Source organism: Kitasatospora papulosa (genome assembly GCF_000717245.1).
GTDB lineage: Bacteria > Actinomycetota > Actinomycetes > Streptomycetales > Streptomycetaceae > Streptomyces > Streptomyces papulosus.
In genome coordinates this window covers 170321-186678 of record NZ_JNYQ01000006.1, presented here as the reverse complement: position 1 = coordinate 186678, position 16358 = coordinate 170321, and the positions used below count along the sequence as shown (strand labels likewise).

The 16358-nt window shown below is 72.9% G+C and carries 13 protein-coding genes; 6 read left to right on the top strand and 7 right to left on the bottom strand.

Features of this window, described 5'->3' with window-relative positions:
- Positions 1 to 40 precede the first annotated feature (40 nt).
- Together IA22_RS0119705 and IA22_RS0119700 are read right to left on the bottom strand one after the other, a co-directional pair.
- Entirely contained in the window at positions 41 to 1501 is a 1461-nt protein-coding gene (locus IA22_RS0119705) for an aldehyde dehydrogenase family protein (protein ID WP_015576365.1), read from the bottom strand.
- Between the two features lie 206 nt (positions 1502 to 1707).
- On the bottom strand, positions 1708 to 3174 hold the full coding sequence (locus IA22_RS0119700; protein ID WP_015576366.1) for a GuaB1 family IMP dehydrogenase-related protein: 1467 nt from the start codon (positions 3172 to 3174) through the stop codon (positions 1708 to 1710).
- A gap of 292 nt (positions 3175 to 3466) precedes the next feature.
- Here IA22_RS0119700 and IA22_RS0119695 point away from each other — a divergent pair, with 292 nt between their 5' ends.
- Complete coding sequence (locus tag IA22_RS0119695; RefSeq protein WP_030124319.1) at positions 3467 to 4519, top strand: terpene synthase family protein; 1053 nt, start codon at positions 3467 to 3469, stop codon at positions 4517 to 4519.
- An 84-nt stretch (positions 4520 to 4603) separates the two neighbouring features.
- Here IA22_RS0119695 and IA22_RS0119690 read toward each other — a convergent pair whose 3' ends face one another.
- Both IA22_RS0119690 and rpe read right to left on the bottom strand, forming a co-directional pair.
- Complete coding sequence (locus IA22_RS0119690; RefSeq protein WP_179831233.1) at positions 4604 to 5590, bottom strand: sugar-binding transcriptional regulator; 987 nt, start codon at positions 5588 to 5590, stop codon at positions 4604 to 4606.
- Positions 5591 to 5728: 138 nt separating this feature from the next.
- A complete protein-coding gene (gene rpe / locus IA22_RS0119685; protein ID WP_030124317.1) occupies positions 5729 to 6412 on the bottom strand; it encodes a ribulose-phosphate 3-epimerase in 684 nt (227 codons plus the stop codon).
- Between the two features lie 591 nt (positions 6413 to 7003).
- On the opposite strand from rpe, the gene IA22_RS0119675 reads away from it, so the two are divergent.
- The 4 genes from IA22_RS0119675 to IA22_RS0119660 all read left to right on the top strand — a co-directional run bounded on the left by IA22_RS0119675 (position 7004) and on the right by IA22_RS0119660 (position 10822).
- Entirely contained in the window at positions 7004 to 7888 is an 885-nt protein-coding gene (locus IA22_RS0119675) for an ABC transporter permease (RefSeq protein WP_030124315.1), read from the top strand.
- A gap of 72 nt (positions 7889 to 7960) precedes the next feature.
- Entirely contained in the window at positions 7961 to 9016 is a 1056-nt protein-coding gene (locus IA22_RS0119670; protein WP_015576371.1) for a taurine ABC transporter substrate-binding protein, read from the top strand.
- A complete protein-coding gene (locus IA22_RS0119665) occupies positions 9000 to 9836 on the top strand; it encodes an ABC transporter ATP-binding protein (protein WP_015576372.1) in 837 nt (278 codons plus the stop codon). The genes IA22_RS0119670 and IA22_RS0119665 overlap by 17 nt, the downstream gene beginning before the upstream one ends.
- 50 nt (positions 9837 to 9886) lie before the next feature.
- Complete coding sequence (locus IA22_RS0119660; RefSeq protein ID WP_030124314.1) at positions 9887 to 10822, top strand: TauD/TfdA dioxygenase family protein; 936 nt, start codon at positions 9887 to 9889, stop codon at positions 10820 to 10822.
- Between the two features lie 32 nt (positions 10823 to 10854).
- Here IA22_RS0119660 and IA22_RS0119655 read toward each other — a convergent pair whose 3' ends face one another.
- Complete coding sequence (locus tag IA22_RS0119655; protein WP_030124313.1) at positions 10855 to 12288, bottom strand: RsmB/NOP family class I SAM-dependent RNA methyltransferase; 1434 nt, start codon at positions 12286 to 12288, stop codon at positions 10855 to 10857.
- An 85-nt stretch (positions 12289 to 12373) separates the two neighbouring features.
- On the bottom strand, positions 12374 to 13306 hold the full coding sequence (fmt, locus tag IA22_RS0119650) for a methionyl-tRNA formyltransferase (RefSeq protein WP_030124312.1): 933 nt from the start codon (positions 13304 to 13306) through the stop codon (positions 12374 to 12376).
- A gap of 268 nt (positions 13307 to 13574) precedes the next feature.
- On the opposite strand from fmt, the gene IA22_RS0119645 reads away from it, so the two are divergent.
- Complete coding sequence (locus IA22_RS0119645; protein WP_014157392.1) at positions 13575 to 14087, top strand: hypothetical protein; 513 nt, start codon at positions 13575 to 13577, stop codon at positions 14085 to 14087.
- A 61-nt stretch (positions 14088 to 14148) separates the two neighbouring features.
- Here the strand turns inward: IA22_RS0119645 and IA22_RS0119640 are convergent, their stop codons facing one another.
- The gene (locus tag IA22_RS0119640; protein WP_015576376.1) at positions 14149 to 16293 is read right to left on the bottom strand and encodes a primosomal protein N'; all 2145 of its coding nucleotides are present in this window, start codon (positions 16291 to 16293) and stop codon (positions 14149 to 14151) included.
- Positions 16294 to 16358 lie beyond the last annotated feature (65 nt).

Here is a 16358-nt window from a genome sequence, read left to right as displayed (position 1 = left end):
GGGGCGCCCCGCCGGGCGCGCCCACCGCGGGCGCCGCCGGTCAGAAGGGGAACTGCGAGCGGCCGTGCTGGACCGAGATCCACTTCTGCGTGGTGAACGCCTCCAGCATCGACTCGCCGTTCAGCCGTCCGAGGCCGGAGTTCTTCTCCCCGCCGAAGGGGACGATGGGCTCGTCGTGGACCGTGCCGTCGTTGATGTGGATCATGCCGGTGCGGATCCGCTGCCCCACGCGGACGCCGCGCTCGATGTTGCCGGTGTGGACCGCGCCGCTCAGCCCGTAGGGGGTGTCGTTGGCGATCCGGACGGCCTCGTCCTCACCGTCGAAGGGGACGAGCAGGGCCACCGGCCCGAAGATCTCCTGCTGGAGGACGGGGGCGTCGGCGGCGAGGCCGGTCAGCACGGACGGGCTGACCACGTTGCCCTCGGCACGGCCGTGCAGCAGTGCCGTGGCACCCGCCGCCACGGTCTCGTCGACGAGCTTGGAGACCGCGTCGGCCTGCGAGGAGCTGATCAGGGGGCCGATGTGGGTCGCGGGGTCGGCCGGGTCGCCGACCCGCAGGGAGGCGACCTTGGCGACGAACTTCTCGGTGAACTCCTGCTCCACCGCGCGGTCCACCAGGATGCGGTTGGCCGCCATGCAGACCTGGCCCTGATGGATGTAGCGGCTGAAGACGGCCGCGTCGACGGCGTAGTCCACGTCGGCGTCGTCGAGGACGATCAGGGCGCTGTTGCCGCCCAGTTCGAGCACCGCGCGCTTCAGCTGGGCGGCGCAGACCCGTGCGACGTGACGGCCGATCCGGTCCGAGCCGGTGAAGGAGATGACCTGCGGGACGGGGTGCTCCAGCAGGCTGTCGCCGATCTCCGCGATGTCGGTGACCACGACGTTCAGGAGCCCGGCGGGCAGACCCGCTTCCTCGAACACCTTGGCGATCAGGGTGCCGCCGCATATCGGGGTGTTCTGGTGCGGCTTGAGGACCACGGCGTTGCCCAGGGCCAGTGCGGGGGCGACCGACTTCAGCGACAGCAGGAAGGGGAAGTTGAAGGGGCTGATGACTCCCACGACACCGACGGGCAGCCGGTAGACGCGATTTTCCTTGCCCTCGGTCGGCGACGGGAGGATCTGCCCGGTGGACCGCAGCGTGAGCTGGGCGGCCTCGCGCAGGAACTCCTTGGCCAGGTGCAGCTCGAATCCCGCCTTCAGCCGGGTGCCGCCGAGCTCCGCGACGATCGCCTCGCCGATCTCGTCCTCGCGCTCCTCGACGACGCGGAGCGCCTTCTCCAGCACCGCCCGGCGGGCGTACGGGTTCGTGTCCGCCCAGTCCGGCTGGGTGCGCTCGGCGGCCCGGTATGCCTGGTCGACCTCGTCGGCCGTCGCGACGGTGATCGAGGCGAGCTTCTCCCCGCTGTACGGGTTGAAGTCGATGATGTCCCAGGACCCCTTCCCCGGCCTCCACTCGCCGTCGACGTACTGCTGGGCCAGGTCGGTGAAGAAGGAAGTCATGAAATCCCTTTGCCGCAGAGGGGGGCAGCCTGATTGCGGCTCATATTACTTACCGGGCAATCAAGTTGAAGGGGTTACGGGTGTGCTCACAGGTGCGGGCCTCCCGCACGCCGTGACCCTCCGGCGCATACGGCGGAGGTGCCCCTCCCCGGCGTGGTCGGCCGGGTAGGGGCACCTCCGGTGCGGGGCTCTCCAGCCCCGGGTCATCAGCTCCAGCTGGCGTGAAGGGGCTTGCCCTCCGCGTAGCCGGCGGCGCTCTGCACACCGACGACCGCCTTCTCGGCGAACTCCTCGAGCGAGGACGCCCCCGCGTAGGTGCAGGACGAGCGGACACCGGCGATGATCGAGTCGATCAGGTCCTCCACACCGGGGCGGGTGGGGTCGAGGAACATCCGAGAGGTCGAGATGCCCTCCTCGAACAGGCCCTTGCGGGCACGGTCGTAGGCGGACTCCTCGGACGTGCGGTTCCTGACCGCACGCGCCGAGGCCATTCCGAACGACTCCTTGTAGTAGCGCCCGTCGGCGGACTGCTGGAGGTCTCCGGGCGACTCGTACGTACCGGCGAACCAGGAACCGATCATGACGTTGGACGCTCCGGCGGCCAGCGCCATCGCCACGTCGCGCGGGTGCCGGACGCCTCCGTCGGCCCAGACGTGCTTGCCGTGCTTCCTCGCCTCCGCGGCGCACTCCAGCACGGCGGAGAACTGGGGCCGGCCGACCCCGGTCATCATGCGGGTGGTGCACATCGCACCCGGGCCCACACCGACCTTGATGATGTCGGCGCCCGCCTCGATCAGGTCCCGCACGCCCTCGGCCGCCACGACGTTGCCCGCGACGATCGGCACGGCCGGGTCCAGCGCCCGGACGGCTGCGACGGCGCTGATCATGGACTCCTGATGGCCGTGCGCGGTGTCCACGACGAGGGTGTCCACCCCTGCGTCGAGGAGCTGTTTGGCTTTGCCCGCCACGTCGCCGTTGATGCCGACGGCCGCGGCGATCCGCAGCTTGCCGTCCGCGTCCGTCGCGGGGGTGTAGAGCGTCGCCCGCAGCGCGGCCTTACGGGTGAGGATGCCGACGAGGCGGCCGTCCGCGTCGACCGCGGGGGCGAGCTTGCGGTTGGCGCCGTCGAGCTTGTTGAAGGCCTCCCGCGGATCGATGTCCGCGTCGAGCACCACCAGGTCCTTGGACATGACCTCGGACAGCTGGGTGAAGCGGTCCACACCGGTCAGGTCGTGGTCGGTGACGACCCCGACGGGACGGTTCCCGGCGTCGACGACGACCCCGGCCCCGTGGGCCCGCTTGTGCAGGAGGGAGAGCGCGTCGGCGACGGTCTGGCCGGGGGCCAGCACGATCGGCGTGTCGAGCACGAGGTGGCGCTTCTTGACCCAGCCGATGACCTCGGTGACGACCTCGATCGGGATGTCCTGGGGGATCACGACGAGGCCACCGCGGCGGGCGATGGTTTCGGCCATGCGGCGGCCCGCGATGGCGGTCATGTTCGCGACGACGAGCGGGATGGTGGTGCCGCTGCCGTCCGGCGAGGAGAGATCCACCGCCTGCCGGGACCCGACCGCGGAACGGCCGGGAACCATGAAGACATCGTCGTACGTGAGGTCGTAGGGGACCGAGGGAGAGGTCGTGTAGCGACCGGTTCCGGGCTCAAGAAAACGCATAAGAACCATTTTTTCATACGAAACGGTGCAGGTCGTTTCCACGAAGACACAGCAATAAGCCCCCGCGTTCGTCAGTTCCTCCAAGGAGGCTGCCCGGGGGCCGGGCAAGTGGAACCTGCCTTACCCATGGACCCTACCCGAACACGATTCGCTCGTTCGTGATCACGATCCCTGGACCGGGTGACGAGGGGTCAGGTAGCTTCAAATCCGCAGGTCCTCGCGGTGGGCGCGGCGCCGCCCACGAGCCCGGAACACCTGTCACGCGTTCGGCCGGAGAGGATGGGGACCGCCCGTGGAGAGCGAACTGCCCGACATCTACTGCCCGTTCCCCCAGCGGAGCAATCCGCACGTGAGTCACACCCGCGAGCACCTCGACGCATGGACACGGCGCACCGGCCTGGTGCACCGGGAATCAGCCAGACGGCGCTTCCAGCAGGCCGACTTCGGCGCCTTCGTGGGCATGGTCCACCCGACGGCGAACAGCGAGCACCTGGACCTGGTCGCCGACTGGTTCGTCTGGCTGTTCCTCGTCGACGACCAGCTGGACGACGGGCACCTGGGGCGCAGCCCCGACCGCGTACGCGACGTGGTGGAGCGGATGCGCGCCGTGGTCGAGGGCAGGGCTCCCACCCCCGCACCCGACGAGGAGACCCCCGCCGCGCTGGTCGCCCTGGCGGACCTGTGGGAACGCACGGTTCCGCAGGCCGCCGCCCACTGGCGCACCCGCTTCACCTGGCACCTCATGACGTATCTGACGACCGCCACCACCTGGGAGGCGGGGAACCGCGCGGACGGGATCGTGCCGTCCGAGACCGTGTACATAGCCAAGCGCCGGCACACCGGGGCGATCCACGTGTGCATGGACCTCATAGAGATCGTGGCCGGCATCGGGGCGCCCGAGTCGATCCACAACGACGCCCGGTTCATCACGGCGCTGGAGGCGTCGTGCAACGTCGTGTGCTGGGCGAACGACGTGTATTCCTACGAGAAGGAACAGGTGCTCGGCGAGATCCACAACCTCGTCCACCTGGTCCGCCACCACCGCGGCTACGGCGAACGACAAGCACTCGAGCACGTGTGCGACGAGATCGCCGCCGAGACCGAGCGGTTCCTCGGGGCCGAGCGCGAGCTGCTCGGCCGCCACCCGGAGCTGGAGGACCTGCTCGTGCCCTATCTCGACGGGATGCGGAGCTGGATGCGCGGGAACCTGGACTGGTCGCGGCAGACTCCCCGCTACAACCCGGCCGACGTCAGCCAGTACGCGGAACCGGGGGCCTATCTGGAGGAGTCCGTCCTCGGCGTGAGCGACGCCCACGCCCGGCTGGGCGCGGGCAACGGGCTCTGACGGGGCACGGAGGAGGCCGGGCACCCGTACGGTGCCCGGCCTCCTCCGTCATCGGTCCGCGCCGGACGGTCCCGGCGGCCCCGCTCAGTTGTCGGGGTCGGCACGCTCCAGCGCCGGCCGCTGTCCCGCGGCCGACTCCGTGAGCAGGTAGTCGGCCGCCGCGGTGTCGGTGACCAGGCTGGTGACCAGCCCGGAGCGCAGCACCGCGCCGATCGCCGCCGCCTTGCGCTGGCCTCCGGCGATGGCGACCACCTCGGGGATCCGGCGCAGCCGGTCGGCCTCCACGGTGATGCACCGCTCGCCGAGGTCCCGGCCGACCCGCCGTCCGTTCGTGTCGAAGAGGTGCGCGGACATCTCGGCCGCGACTCCGAGCGAGGCGTAGTGGGCCCGCTCCTCGTCGGAGAGCATGTCGTGGACGGTGGAGATGCCGGGCTCCCAGGAGCCGATGGAGACCGCGGCGACCGTCACCTTGTCGAAGTACTCGAAGGCGCGGGCGATACCCGTCTGATGGCGCAGGGCGGCCGCCGTCGCCGGGTCGGGCAGCAGCATCGGGGCGTAGATCGGGTGCGCCTCGCCGCCGGACACCTGCGCGGCGCGACGGACCGCCTCGACCGAACCGCGCTCGGCCGTGCCCGCGTCGTAGACACCGGTCAGCTGCACGACCGTGCACGGGGGCAGCCGGTCGAGGGCCGCCGCCATGTGGATGGTGGAGCGGCCCCAGGCCAGGCCCAGCACATCGCCCTCGTTGACCAGCTCGCCGAGCAGCTCGGCGGCCACCTCCCCGAGGTTCTCCGGGTCGGCTGCGTCGTCCTGTTCCTCCGCCGGGGATTCGACCACGACAGCGTGCCGCAGGCCGTAGCGCGCCCGGAGCGCGTCGGAGCGCTCCGCGTCCAGCTCCGCCGGTACCCGGATCTCGATGCGTACGAGATCACGCTCGAGGGCCGTCTCCAGGACCCGGGCCACCTTGAAGCGGCTGACGCCGAACTCCTCGGCGATCTGGATCTTCGACTTGCCCTCCAGGTAGAACCGGCGGGCCATGGCCGCCGCCTGCACCAGCTCCGCGGGTCCCATCCGCATGGCTGACCGACCCGCCGAGATGCCAGACACCGCGATCTCCTCACTGCTGTTCACACGCTCGTACGCCGTTCATCCTGTCAGATCCGGCGATGCTTGATCAGGCCCGTCGGGCCGCGTTCATCTGAGCTTTGTTCAGTGGCCGCACACCCAGGGGGCGGAAGCGGTGACGGTGTCGGCCTGTGCGCGCAGTGCCCGCACCGCCTCGGCCGGGTCCTCGGTCCCGTACACCGCCGAGCCGGCGACGAACACGTCGGCGCCGGCCTCGGCACACCGCTCGATGGTGGTGGCGGAGACCCCGCCGTCGACCTGGAGCCACAGCTCGAGGCCGTGCTTGGAGATCAGCTCACGGGTGCGGCGGATCTTCGGAAGCATGATGTCGAGGAACGCCTGGCCGCCGAAGCCCGGCTCCACCGTCATGATCAGCAGCATGTCGAGCTCGGGGAGCAGGTCCTCGTACGGCTCGATGGGTGTGGCGGGCTTGAGCGCCATGGAGGCGCGGGCGCCCTTGGCCCTGATCTCCCGGGCCAGGCGTACGGGCGCCGCCGCGGCCTCCGCGTGGAAGGTGACCGAACCCGCACCGGCCTCGACGTACTGCGGCGCCCAGCGGTCCGCGTCCTCGATCATGAGGTGGCAGTCCAGCGGGGTGTCCGTGGCCTTGCTCAGCGCCTCCACGATCGGTACGCCGAGCGTCAGATTGGGCACGAAATGGTTGTCCATGACATCGACATGGAGCCAGTCGGCGCCTTCCACGGCCTTCGCCTCCTCGGCGAGGCGTGCGAAGTCGGCGGACAGGATGCTGGGGTTGATCTGGGCCATGCCCCCAAGCCTGCCATGCCCGGCGCCACTTCCTTGCCGCAGTGCGCCCCAAAGCCTCACGGGATCATTACGGTTCGCACGGTGGCGGCCCTACGGCCCCGGATTCCCTCCCGGGCCCGCTCCCGTTCCCGGCCGGCTCACCGGTCCGGCGGGCGGCACGCCCCGGCGGACCGCTCCGGTCCGTACCAGGACGCGGACAGCCCCTGGTGCCGGCCTTGAGCCTGTGTTAGAAAACTCCCGTGATCAGCGACCAGTTCCTGAAGGAGCGCATCAGCATCGATCTCTGCCGTGTGACCAGCTGCTCCTGTTGAGCCTGGCCCGGCAGCGCTGAGCGCTTCCAGAACTGTGCGGCGTCGTCCGCCCGCCTTCCGGCCACCCCTGGGGTGAGCCGGCGGCCCCTCCAGAACCCTGCGCCCTGTCCGGACCGGACGTTCTCGCGTCCTTCGCCGGTGTCCGGCCGCACGCGTTCCGTGAGGCCCCTCCCCCGTTGCCCGCGGGCGCCGTCGTCCGTGCGCCCCGCGTCCCCTGCCGCATGCCCGGTCCGCCTCCCGGCGGCCCGGTGTCCTCGGCACCTCTCGACGGAGCCCGCCCATGACCACGCCCACCACCACGGAGAAGCAGCCGTCAGGCCCGCCCCTCTCCCCCGGACCCGCCACCGCGCGCCCGGCGCGCCGCCGATCGCCGGAGAGGACGGCGCGGCTGCGCCGGGCCGGACTGCGGCTTGTCGCGCTGGTCGTGCTGCTCGCCCTCTGGCAGCTGGTGACCGCGCTCCGGCTGTGGTCACCGCTGCTCGTGCCGCCGCCCTCGGCCGTCTGGGACGCCCTGGTCACGACGTCGGGCACCCACGACGGGGTGCGCGGCTACCAGGGCCACACCTTGGTCGAACACCTCGGCATCAGTCTGCGCCGGATCGCGATCGGCGCGGGCGCCGGTGTCCTGGCCGGTCTGGTGGCCGGGATCCTGATGGGCACGCTGCCGTGGGTACGCGTGGTGTTCGAACCGGCGGTGGCCTTCCTGCGGACCCTGCCGCCGCTCGCCTACTTCAGCCTGCTGATCATCTGGTTCGGCATCGACGAGGCCCCCAAGCTGTGGCTGCTGGCGATCGCGGCCATGCCGCCCGTGGCCGTGGCCACCGCGTCCGCCGTCGCCTCCGCCCCCGCCTCGCTGGTGGAGGCCGCGCGGGCCATCGGCGCCCGCCGCTCGCAGGTGGTGGCCTCCGTCGTCCTGCCGTCCGCGCTGCCGGAGATCCTGGTCGGCGTCCGGCTGGCGTTCGGCATCGCGTACTCCTCGGTGGTCGCCGCCGAGACCGTCAACGGGCTGCCCGGCATCGGCGGCATGATCCGTGACGCCCAGCGCTACAACCAGTCCGACGTGGTCGTACTCGGGCTCTTCGCGATCGGCGTCTCCGGTCTGCTGATCGACGCCCTGCTTCGGGGTGCCGAGAACCGGCTCGCTCCGTGGCGCCGGCTGTCGTGACCGCCGGGAACCTCGTCCACCGCACCGCCCCACCCGCCATGCCCTCCCGACCGACGAACGAAGGACCACGCCATGCCCGGAACACGCGGTAAGCGCCGCACCCCCCTGCTCGTCGCGGCTCTGGGAGCACTCGTCGTCGTGACCGCCTGCGGGACGGGAGGCGGCGGAGGCGGTGACGGCCAGGGCGACGGCAGGACGATCCGGATCGGCTACCAGGCCTTCCCCAGCGGCGACCTGATCGTCAAGGAGAAGGGCCTGCTGGAGAAGGCGCTGCCGGACCGGACGATCAAGTGGATCAAGTTCGACTCCGGCGCCAGCATCAACACCGCCTTCGTCGCGGGCTCGGTCGATCTCGCCGCGATCGGCTCCAGTCCGGTCGCGCGCGGCCTGTCCGAGCCGCTGAACATCCCGTACCAGGTCACCTGGGTGCTGGATGTCGCCGGTGACAACGAGGCGCTGGTGGCGCGGGACGGCGCCGGTGTCGAGGGCGTCGGCGACCTGGCGGGCCGCAAGGTCGCCACCCCGTTCAGTTCGACCTCGCACTACAGCCTGCTCGCCGCGCTCGACAAGGCGGGCGTGGACGCGTCGGAGGTCGATCTGCTCGACCTCGAACCGCAGGACATCGTCGCGGCCTGGTCACGCGGGGACATCGACGCGGCCTATGTCTGGCTCCCCACGCTCGACGAGCTCGGGAAGACGGGCAAGACCCTGCTCTCCAGCCGGGAACTGGCCGCGGCCGGCAGACCCACCCTCGATCTCGGAGTGGCGTCCACCGCCTTCATCGACAAGCAGCCCGAGGTGATCGCGGCCTGGCGCAAGGCCCAGGCGCAGGCCCTGGACCTGATCCACGACGATCCGCCGGCCGCCGCCGAGGCCGTCGGCAAGCAGCTCGGGATCAGCCCCGAGGACGCCGCCGCCCAGCTGGAGCAGGGCATCTTCCTCAAGCCTGCCGAACAGGCGGACGACAAGTGGCTGGGCCGCCCCGGGAAGGTCGGCAACCTGGCGGAGAACCTGCACAGCGCGGCGGAGTTCCTGGCGGGACAGAAGCAGATCCCTGCCGCACCGGAGCTCTCGGAACTGGAGAAGGCCGTGTACGTGGAAGGGCTGAGCGATGCCGTCTCCGGATGACCTGCGGACCGGTGCCGCGGACGGCGTCCAAGAGGCCGCGACGGCGGCGGTCACGCCCGCCGTCTCCGTGCGCGGGGTGACACACCGCTACGGGCGCGGCGCGGACGCCGTGACGGCGCTCGGCCCGCTGTCGCTCGACGTCCCGGCCGGCGAGTTCCTGGTGCTCGTGGGCCCCTCGGGGAGCGGGAAGAGCACACTGCTGAGGCTGATCGCCGGCTTCGAGCACGCCACGTCGGGCGACGTCACCGTGCACGGCGGGACGCCCGAACCGGGACGCCAGGCGGGCGTCGTCTTCCAGCAGCCTCGGCTGTTCCCCTGGCGCACGGTCGGGGAGAACATCGCGCTGGCGCTGCGGTACGCGGGAGTCCCCCGGGCCGAACGCCCCGCGCGCGTCGAGGACCTGCTGGAGCGGGTCGGACTGGCCGGCACCGCGGGCCGCAGGACCTGGCAGATCTCCGGCGGCCAGCAGCAGCGGGTGGCCATCGCCCGGGCCATGGCCGGCGGCAAGGACCTGCTGCTGCTGGACGAGCCGTTCGCGGCCCTGGACGCGCTCACCCGGGAGCGGCTCCAGGAGGACCTGCGCACGGTCAGCGCGCGTACGGGGATCACCTCGGTCCTCGTCACGCACAGCGTGGACGAGGCCGTCTTCCTGGGCACCCGCGCGGTCGTCCTGAGCGCCGGTCCCGGCACGGTCGCCCTGGACGTGCGCATCTCCCTGCCCCGGACGGGGAACGACGACCCGGACGGGCTGCGAGGACTGCCCGAGTACGCCGCCCTGCGCGCCGAGATCGGCGCGGCCGTACGCGACGCGGCCCGCTGAGCCGGGACGAAGGGCCCGCCCGCACCCCTCCCACGCAGACAGGAGTCCCCATGTCCCTCACCACGTCACTCGGTTCCGGCCAGGCGCTGCGCGCCTCCCGCCTGCCCCCGGACGGGCTGTACGAGGGCCCACGCGAGCTGCGCAGGCTGGCGCCGGGGCAGCCCGACCGGCCCTACACCCTGTTCGACGTCGTCCCCCTCGGGCCGGTCATCGGCGCCGAGATCCGCGGTGCGGACCTGACCCGCCCGCTCGCGCCCGCCGTACGCGAGGAGATCGACCGGGCGCTGCTGGAGTGGAAGGTGCTCTTCTTCCGCGGGCAGCACCCCAGTCCGGCCCAGCAGCGTGCCTTCGCCCGCAACTGGGGCGAGCTGGAGACCAACCCCCTGCTGGCGGCCGGGGACGATCCCGAGGTGGCCCGCTTCGACCGCTCCTCCGCGCCGAGCTTCGAGAACGTCTGGCACACCGACGTGACGTTCCGGGAACGGCCCGCGCTGGGCGCGGTCCTCCACCTGCGCGAGGTGCCTCCGTACGGCGGGGACACGATGTGGGCGGACATGGCCTCGGCGTACGACAACCTCGCGCCCGAGGTGAAGGAGCGTCTGGAGGGGGTGCGCGCGGTGCACGACTTCGTCCCGGGCTTCGCGCGTTTCACCCCTGAGGAGCGGCTGATCCCCTTCCAGGACCGTTTCCCGCCGGTCGAGCACCCGGTGGTGCGGACCCATCCGGTCACCGGACGCCGGATGCTCTTCGTCAACACCTCGTTCACCACCCGGATCGTGGGCTGGGACCGGGACGAGAGCGACCGGATGCTGCGGCTGCTGTTCCAGCAGGCCCATGTGCCCGAGTACCAGGTGCGCTTCACCTGGCGCGCGGGTGACGTCGCGTTCTGGGACAACCGGGCGACCCAGCACTACGCGGTGAACGACTACGCCCCGCACCGCAGGGTGGCGGAGCGGGTGGCCGTCGCGGGCGACCGTCCGCACTGACGGACGGCCCCCACGCGTGGTACGGCCGGGTCTCAGCCGGTGCGGCGCAGCAGGGCGAGGTACATGGCGTCGGTGCCGTGCAGATGGGGCCACAGCTGTACGTCCGGCCCGTCCCCCAGCGCGGGCACACCGGGGAGCAGCGGGCGGGCGTCGATCCACTCGGCCTCGACGGCCGTACCGCCGCGCCCCTTGAGTACGTCCTCGACGACGACCCTGGTCTCCGCGAGGTGCGGGGAGCAGGTCGCGTAGCCGACGACGCCGCCGATGCGCACGGCCTTCAGCGCCTCGCGCAGCAGGCCGCGCTGCAGGGGGGCGAAGCTCTCCAGGTCCTCCGGGCGGCGGCGCCAGCGGGACTCGGGGCGCCGTCGCAGCGCGCCGAGACCGGAGCACGGGACGTCCATGAGGACGCGGTCGAAGGAGCCGGGCTGCCACGGCGGCCGGGTGCCGTCGGCGGTGATCACCTGGTAGGGCCCGGGGTTTCCCGCCAGGGCGCGTTCGACGAGCCGTGCGCGGTGCGGCTGCTTCTCCGCGGCCAGCAGGGTCGCCCCGCGGCCGGCGGCGAGCGCGGCCAGCAGCGCGGCCTTGCCGCCGGGTCCCGCGCAGCCGTCGAGCCACCGGGTGTCGGTGCCCTCGACGGGCGCGGCGGCCAGGGCGGCGGCGACGAGCTGGCTGCCCTCGTCCTGCACGCCGGCGCTGCCGTCCCGTACGGCGGCCAGAGCTCCGGGCTCGCCGCCCTCGGCCATCCGCACGGCGTACGGCGACCAGCGTCCGGGCAGGCCGCTCTCCTCGCCGAGGGCGTCCAGCAGTTCGTCGGTGGTCGAGCGGCCGGGGCGGGCGACCAGTGTCACCTCGGGCCGCTCGTTGTCCGCCTCGAGCAGGTCCTCGATCCCGGCACGTCCGCCGCCCAGGGCGTCCCAGAGCGCGGAGACGACCCAGCGGGGGTGCGAGTGCACGACGGAGAGGTGCTCCTCGGCGTCCTCGTCCCAGGAGGGCGCGACGCGTTCCACCCATCCGTCGAGGTCGTGCGCGGAGACCTTGCGCAGCACCGCGTTGACGAACTTGGCACGGCCCTCGCCGAGGACCACCCGCGCCAGCTCCACACTGGCGGAGACCGCCGCGTGGGTGGGGATGCGGGTGCCGAGGAGCTGGTGGACACCCATGTTGAGCACGTCGAGCACCGGCGGGTCGACCTCACGCAGCGGCCGGTCGATGCAGGCGGCGACGATGGCGTCGTAGGTCCCCTGACGGCGCAGGGTCCCGTAGACCAGCTCCGTCGCCAGCGCGGCGTCCCTTCCCTCGAAGTCGCCCTTGGCGCGTGCCTTCTTGAGCAGGGGCGGCAGGACGAGGTTGGCGTAGGCGTCGCGCTCGTCGACCGCCCTGAGCACCTCGAAGGCGAGGAACCTGACGGGGTCCTTCTTGGGGCGGCGGTGGGGCTTGGCGGGACGACGGCGCTGCTGGTCGTTCACGTGAAAGGTGCTCCGCTGAGGGTGAGGGGGCGAACCCGTCCAGCGTACGTCGCCCACCCCCCGTCCCGTCCCTGGGCGCCGCGGCTCAGAGCCCCAGCAGTTCCCCGTGGGCGATGCGCACCCCGCGGGCCCAGTCGGCGGCCCGCATCGGCTTCTTGCCCTGGGGCTGGACCCAGAGGAGTTCCACGGCGTGCGAGCCGGTGCCCACGTACACGTTGTTCTTGCCCGCGGAGAGCTCGCCCGGGGCCAGATCGGTGCGGTCCAGCACGGGCGCGGCCTGGACCAGCTTGAGGCGTTCCCCCCGGAACAGGGTCCACGCGCCGGGGGCCGGGGTGCAGCCGCGCACCACGCGGTCGACGCGGAGCGCGGGCGCGGACCACTGCACCTGGGCGTCCTCGACGGTGATCTTGGGTGCGAGGGTGACTCCCTCGGCGGGCTGCGGGACGGCGTGCAGGGTGCCGTCCTCGATGCCGTCCATGGTCGCGGCGAGCAGCCCGGCTCCGGCGAAGGCGAGGCGGGTGAGCAGATCACCGCTGGTGTCGGTGGGCCGGACCTCCTCGGTCAGGACGCCGTACACCGGTCCGGAGTCCAGGCCCTCCTCGATCAGGAAGGTCGACGCGCCGGTGACCTCGTCGCCGGCCATCACGGAGTGCTGCACGGGCGCGGCCCCACGCCAGGCGGGCAGCAGCGAGAAGTGCAGGTTGACCCAGCCACGCGCGGGGATGTCGAGCGCCACCTTGGGCAGCAGCGCGCCGTACGCGACGACGGGGCAGCAGTCCGGCGCGATCTCCCGCAGCCGTGCCAGGAACTCCTCGTCTCGCGGCTTGGCCGGCTTGAGGACCTCGATGCCCGCCTCCTCGGCCCGTTCGGCGACCGGGCTGGCGACCAGCCGGCGCCCCCGTCCGGCCGGTGCGTCGGGGCGCGTCACCACGGCGGCCACCTCGTGGCGGCCGGAGGCGATCAGGGCGTCCAGGGCGGGAACGGCGACCTCGGGGGTGCCTGCGAAGACGAGCTTCATGGGTGGCGGACTGCCTCTCGGGCGGAACGTACGTGGCGAGCAGCACACCAGTCTAGGGGTGGCGCCGCGCCACCGCCCGGCCCGCCCCGGCTGTCCTGGACCGGCGGGCAGGGGGCGTACGCGTGTCCACGCGCCCCCACGCGGACACGCGTACGCCCCAGTTGCGTGACCACATGGCCGGGTGACGCGTTGGTCAAGTGAGATTGACCGAAGTGGACCGTCCTCGGGCGGTCCGATCCCTTTCAACGCCGGTTCGAAAGGCTTGTTCATGGCCGACCACGCAACCCACGACGCCCAAGCGCGTGCCAGCCTGCACCTGTTGGTGCGGGACATCGAGCGGGTCCGGCGGCAGGTGGACGCGCTGCGTACCCTCACCGCACAGCTGGGCAACGTCTACCGCCCTCGCCGCACGGGCCCTTCCACGGGCTTCGTCGTCTACGGCAGGGCACCCGCCCCGACGGTCCGGCTCGCCCAGGAACTGCGCGACAGTGTCGAGACGCTGGTCACCGCCGCGGTGGACTTCGACCGCTCGCTCGGCTTCTCGTGGGACGCGGTGGGATCCGCCCTCGGGGTCACCAAGCAGGCGGTGCACCGTCGTTACGGCGCGCGCCGCGCCACCCCTCAGCCGGGGGCGGCCGAAGCGGCGTCGGAGAGCACGACCCGGACCGTACCCGCGGCGCCGGGGTCGTCCCCCGCCGTGCCGGCGGTGCCGGCCGCCCGCTCGATGCCGCCGCAGCCGTCGGACCGCCCCGGCGCCTTCCCCGGCCCGCGCAACGGCTGAGGACGGCGACGGAGATGCTGCCGGGCCCGTCCTCCGTGTCCTACCGTCGACCCGCCCCGCGTCAGCCGATGTCCGGCGGATCGATCCGGATCCGTACGGGGTCCCCGGTGCCTCTGGCGGTCCGCGCGGCCTGAGCCGCCTTCAGTGCGGCGGCCAGCGCGGCTCCCCGCCCGGGCGGGACCCTGACCAGCGCCCGCTCCCAGGTCTCGCCCGGCGGGGCGTCCCCCTGCCTGCGGGGTCTGCCGGGAGCACCTGCCGGTACCGGCACCGGACCGAGCACCTGCGCCTCGGGCGGGAGTTCCGCACCGGCGAGGTAGGCGGCCACCGCCTCGGGCGGTCCGGTCACCGAAGCCATCCTGGACACCGGCGGGAAACCGAGCTCCGCGCGTTCCGCGAGTTCACGTCGGGCGTGGCCGACCGGATCCCAGCGGACCAGGGCCTGCACCGGCGCCAGCGTCGGCTCTGCCACGATCACCACCGTGCCCCCCTCCGGACGGCCCCGCACCAGTGCGGCGGCGGCCGTCCAGCGCCGCAGGGCCTCCTCCCCCGCCCGCAGGTCGGGCCGGCCGACCATCGCCCAGCCGTCCAGCAGCAGCGCCGCCGCGTAACCGCCCTCGGCGACCGGCTCGGCCCCGGGGGTGCTGACGACGAGGGCGGGCAGGCCGGGAACGGAGTCCAGTACGTGATCCCGGCCGGACGTCCGCACCGGGACGGCGGGAAACGCCCGCCCCAGCTCCTCGGCGGTCCGTCTCGCCCCGACGATCCGGGCCCGCAGGCGTACGCCGCCACACGTCGGGCAGTTCCACGCCGTCTCGGCCCGCCCGCACCACGCGCAGTTGAGATCCTGCTGGTCAGGGGCCTGCAGCGGCCCCGCGCAGTGCCGGCACCGGGCGGGTTCGCGGCAGCGCTCGCAGGACAGCCGGGGAGCGTAACCCCGGCGAGGCACCTGCACGAGCACGGGACCGCTGCGCAGGCCGTCCCGGACGGTCTGCCAGGCGAGGCTGGGCAGTCGCGCCGAGCGCGCGGCGCCGTCGCGCGCGAGCTCACCGTCGCCGACCGTACGCACCAGGGGCGCCGCGATCCGCAGCTGCTCCCGGTCCGGGCGCAGGGGCAGGGCCCAGCCGTTCTCCACCAGCTGGGCGGCCTCCACCGTGCAGTTCGTGCCGCCCAGCAGGAAGCCGCAGCGGCCGTGCGCCGCCCTCAGCTCCAGAACCTCCCTGACGTGCGGGAAGGGCGCGTTGTCGTCGCTGTGGCTGGAGTCCCCGTCGTCCCAGAGGGCCACGAGGCCCAGATCGGCGACCGGGGCGAACATCGCGGCCCTGGTCCCCACCACCGCCCGCACGGAACCTCGCCGGACCGCCAGCCACTGCCGGTAGCGCTTCTCGGGTCCGGAGTCGGCGGTCAGCAGCGCGTGCCGCCCCTCTCCCAGCACCTCGGTGAGCGCGGCGTCGACCCGCCCGGCAGTCCGTCCGTCCGGGACGACCACGAGCGCGCCCCGGCCCGAGGCGAGGGTGGCGGCCATGGCGCGGGCGATCTCCTCGGGCCAGTGCGGTCCGGGGAGCGCGGTCCACACGGCCCGGGGCGCGCCGCCCTCCGCGAGCGCACGCAGGAAGCCGGGGCCCTGGGCGTACCGCTCCCAGGAGCCGGGCGAGGGGGCGGGGGGCGGCGGCAGGGGCGCGGGCGACGGCTTGCCCTCGGCGCGTCCGTTCCTCGGAGGCACGGCGAGCTGCAGCACGTCGGCGAGGCTGCCGGCGTAGCGGTCGGCGACGGCCCGCGAGAGCTCCAGCAGCTCCGGGCCGAGCACCGGCTCGGGTGAGACGACGTAGGCGAGGGCCGCCAGGGCTCCCTGGTAGTCCGAGGAGGCGCGGCGCTCGATCAGGAAGCCGTCGACCAGGCCGCCGCCCTCGCGCCTCCCGCCGCGGACCTGGCGTCCTCCGGCCCCGAACCGCACCCGGACGCGGACGCCGGGCCGGGCTTCCGCGTCGAGTTCCTCGGGGACGGCGTAGTCGAAGTACTGGTCGAGGTGGAGCGCGCCCCTGTTCACCAGGACGCGGGCGACCGGCAGCTCCTCGGCGAGCGGGGCGCCCCGCCAGGTGCGCGGCTTGGCCCGGGGCACCTTGGCCCGGCGCACCGTCTCCCGGATGAGCGCAAGCTGCTCCGGCGCCCCGGCCCCGGGCTCCTCGGACTGCTCGTCGTCGCTGCTCACAGCCACCTTCCTACCAGACACCACTGACACGTCCCGGGCGGGCGGAACGGGGCACGCACCGGGGC

Excerpts from the sequence above, each read along its gene's own strand:
- IA22_RS0119670 (WP_015576371.1), top strand. The coding sequence starts at position 7,961 with ATGCCCGGAACACGCGGTAAGCGCCGCACCCCCCTGCTCGTCGCGGCT.
- IA22_RS0119665 (WP_015576372.1), top strand. The coding sequence starts at position 9,000 with ATGCCGTCTCCGGATGACCTGCGGACCGGTGCCGCGGACGGCGTCCAA.
- rpe (WP_030124317.1), bottom strand. The coding sequence starts at position 6,412 with ATGGCCCAGATCAACCCCAGCATCCTGTCCGCCGACTTCGCACGCCTC.
- IA22_RS0119690 (WP_179831233.1), bottom strand. The coding sequence starts at position 5,590 with ATGGGACCCGCGGAGCTGGTGCAGGCGGCGGCCATGGCCCGCCGGTTC.
- fmt (WP_030124312.1), bottom strand. The coding sequence starts at position 13,306 with ATGAAGCTCGTCTTCGCAGGCACCCCCGAGGTCGCCGTTCCCGCCCTG.
- IA22_RS0119700 (WP_015576366.1), bottom strand. The coding sequence starts at position 3,174 with ATGCGTTTTCTTGAGCCCGGAACCGGTCGCTACACGACCTCTCCCTCG.
- IA22_RS0119645 (WP_014157392.1), top strand. The coding sequence starts at position 13,575 with ATGGCCGACCACGCAACCCACGACGCCCAAGCGCGTGCCAGCCTGCAC.
- IA22_RS0119660 (WP_030124314.1), top strand. The coding sequence starts at position 9,887 with ATGTCCCTCACCACGTCACTCGGTTCCGGCCAGGCGCTGCGCGCCTCC.
- IA22_RS0119675 (WP_030124315.1), top strand. The coding sequence starts at position 7,004 with ATGACCACGCCCACCACCACGGAGAAGCAGCCGTCAGGCCCGCCCCTC.
- IA22_RS0119705 (WP_015576365.1), bottom strand. The coding sequence starts at position 1,501 with ATGACTTCCTTCTTCACCGACCTGGCCCAGCAGTACGTCGACGGCGAG.